Below are 2,944 nucleotides of genomic sequence, written 5' to 3' on the forward strand. Positions count from 1 at the left end.
CGCACAGGCCGAGCAACTGTGCGCGCTGGCCGCCAGCCTGCCCGCGGCGCTGCGCCGCGCCGACAGCGAACTGGCCGACGCCGTGTTGACACTGGCACTCGACGTCGCGCGCCAGGTGGTCCATCGGACCCTGCGTGCCGAGCCCAAATGGGTGCTTCCGCTGGTGCAGGATCTGCTGCAGGCCGAGCCTGCGCTGCAGGGCGAGCCGCGCCTGCTGCTGCATCCGGACGACGTCGCGCTGGTGAAGAACAGCCTCGGCAATGAATTGCAGGCCGCCGGCTGGCAGGTGCGCGCCGACGAATCCCTGAGCCGCGGCAGCTGCCGCGTCCAGTCGGCCACCGGAGAGATGGACGCCAGCCTCGAGACCCGCTGGAAAAGCGTCACCGCGGCCTTGCGCCGCGACATCGACGCGCAAGAGGCCTGAGCCATGTCGACCCTCGCACCCAACCCCCATCTGCAATCCCTGCTGAGCACCCTCGCCCAGGCCCGGAACGACGTCAAGCACTGCGCGATGACGGCCCATTCGGGCCGCCTGACCCGCGCCGTCGGCCTGGTGCTGGAGGCCGTCGGCCTGCAGCTGCCGGTCGGCAGCGACTGCCTGATCGAGCTGCCGCCCGGCCACCCGCAGCGCCACGCCGAGGCCGAGGTGGTCGGCTTCGCCGGCGACAAGCTGTTCCTGATGCCGCAGACCGAAGTGGTCGGGCTGGTGCCGGGCGCGCGGGTCTTTCCGCGCACCGGCGCACCCGGCTCGGGCCTGGTCGGCGACGCCCACACCAAGCGGCTGCCGGTGGGCATCGGCATGCTCGGCCGGGTGGTCGATGCCGTGGGCCGGCCGCTCGACGGCCTCGGCCCGCTCGACGCCAGCAGCAAGGTGCCGCTGTCGTCGCCGCCGATCAATCCGCTCACGCGGGCGCCGATCGACGCCGTGCTGGACGTCGGCGTGCGCGCCATCAACGCCATGCTGACGGTGGGCCGCGGCCAGCGCATGGGCCTGTTCGCCGGCTCCGGCGTCGGCAAGAGCGTGCTGCTCGGGATGATGGCGCGCTACACCAGCGCCGAGGTGATCGTGGTCGGCCTGATCGGCGAGCGCGGCCGCGAGGTCAAGGACTTCATCGAGAACACGCTCGGCAAGGAAGGCCTGGCGCGCGCCGTTGTGGTGGCCGCGCCGGCCGACAACTCGCCGCTCTTGCGGCTGCAGGGCGCCGCCTATGCCACCTGCCTGGCCGAACACTTCCGCGACCTCGGCAAGGACGTGCTGCTGATCATGGACTCGCTCACGCGCTACGCGATGGCCCAGCGCGAGATCGCGCTCGCGGTCGGCGAGCCGCCGGCCACCAAGGGCTACCCGCCGTCGGTGTTCGCGAAGCTGCCGGCGCTGGTGGAACGGGCCGGCAACGGCGCCCGCGATGCCGAGGGCCGCGGCGGCTCGATCACGGCTTTCTACACGGTACTGTCGGAAGGCGACGACCAGCAGGACCCGATCGCCGACTCGGCCCGCGCCATCCTCGACGGCCACGTGGTGCTGTCGCGCACACTGGCCGAGGCCGGGCATTACCCGGCGATCGACATCGAGGCCTCGATCAGCCGCGCGATGACCGCCCTGATCCCGTCGTCGCAGTTCGACACGGTGCGCCGCTTCAAGCAGATGCTGTCGCGCTACCAGCGCAACCGCGACCTGATCAGCGTCGGCGCCTACGCGCCCGGCCACGACCTGCAGCTCGACCAGGCGATCGCGATGTACCCGCGCATCGAGGCCTTCCTGCAGCAGTCGATGGACGAGCGCACCGACTATACGGCGTCGATCGCCCGCATGGGCAAGCTGTTCGAACCCGCCTGAAGATGAAAGCAAGACCGATGGCCAGCAAACTCCCGCTCGACACCCTGTCGGACCTGGCGCGCGCCCGGACCGACGATGCCGCCCGGCGCCTCGGCGCCCTGCAAAACGCGCAGCTGGGCGCCAACCAGAAGCTCGACCTGCTGCTGCAGTACCGCCAGGACTACTACGACCAGTTGCACCTGCTGATGAACAAGGGCCTGCCGACMGCGCAGTGGCGCAACTTCCAGGCCTTCCTGGGCACGCTCGACGGCGCCATCGAACAGCAGCGCGCGATCGTGGCCCAGGCCGCCAGCCGGCTGGACCATGGCCGCACCGACTGGCAGCAGCACAAGCGCCGGCTCAACTCCTTCGACACCCTGGCCGAGCGCGTGCGCCGGCAGGAAATGCTGGCGCAGGCCAAGCGCGAGCAGCGCGACAGTGACGAACGCTCGGCCCGGAAGTTCTTCGACCGCGCCGCCCACCCGACTCTTTGACGCCCTCCCCAGGATTGCCTCATGTCCCTTCTGATTTCGCCTTCCATCAATCCATCCGGCCAGCAGGCCACGCAGGCCGGCCCGCGCGGCCGCGGCGCCGAGCAGCCTGAAAGGCGCAGCTTCGGCGCCGCACTCGATCGCTCGCGCGCCGGCGGGACCAAGGCATCGGCGTCCGCGGAGGCGGCACCGGACAGCGCGACAGCGCGTCGGCCGGGCCTCCTCAGCGAGCGCAAGAGCGAACTCAGCGCGGCCGACGTGCTGGCCTTGCTGGCACCGCTCGCGGCACCGCTCGCAGGCGCTGTGGTCGCCACCTCGGCCGATGCACGCCAAGGCTCGGAGGCCGCGGCGTCCGCCGGCAAGGGCGCGGCCATCGCCGGCGTCCTGCCGGACGGCGTCGCAGCGGACGGGTCCGCCCATGCGCTGGCGTCGGCCGACGCCGGGGCCTCGCAGACGGCCGCGGCCGAGCAGGCTTCCGGGGCGGAACGGGATGCAGCCGCGAAGGACGACGCCCCCGACGCATCGCATACGGCCAAGCCGGCCGGCGCGCTCGACCCGACGCTCAAGACGGCCCTGGCGGCCGAGGCCGGTGCCGCGCCGGCGGACGCCCTGGCGCAGACGGCGCGTTCTCTCGCAG

3 protein-coding genes and 1 pseudogene are annotated in these 2,944 nt (G+C 72.1%); all 4 read left to right on the top strand.

The features are described from left to right. Window positions 1–424 (top strand): FliH/SctL family protein (locus AC1DY5_RS49630; protein WP_478121671.1); only part of this gene is annotated, 424 nt, incomplete at its 5' end. A gap of 3 nt (window positions 425–427) precedes the next feature. Continuing rightward, complete coding sequence (gene fliI, locus AC1DY5_RS49635; RefSeq protein WP_478121672.1) at window positions 428–1,837, top strand: flagellar protein export ATPase FliI; 1,410 nt, start codon at window positions 428–430, stop codon at window positions 1,835–1,837. A 17-nt stretch (window positions 1,838–1,854) separates the two neighbouring features. Beyond that, window positions 1,855–2,310, top strand: a complete 456-nt coding sequence (fliJ, locus tag AC1DY5_RS49640) for a flagellar export protein FliJ (protein ID WP_478121673.1) — start codon at window positions 1,855–1,857, stop codon at window positions 2,308–2,310. 21 nt (window positions 2,311–2,331) lie between these two features. Further along, a pseudogene (locus tag AC1DY5_RS49645) lies at window positions 2,332–2,944 on the top strand (hypothetical protein); the annotation flags it as partial.

This window comes from Variovorax sp. P4_D9 (genome assembly GCF_056401695.1).

Excerpts from the sequence above, each read along its gene's own strand:
- fliI (WP_478121672.1), top strand. The coding sequence starts at position 428 with ATGTCGACCCTCGCACCCAACCCCCATCTGCAATCCCTGCTGAGCACC.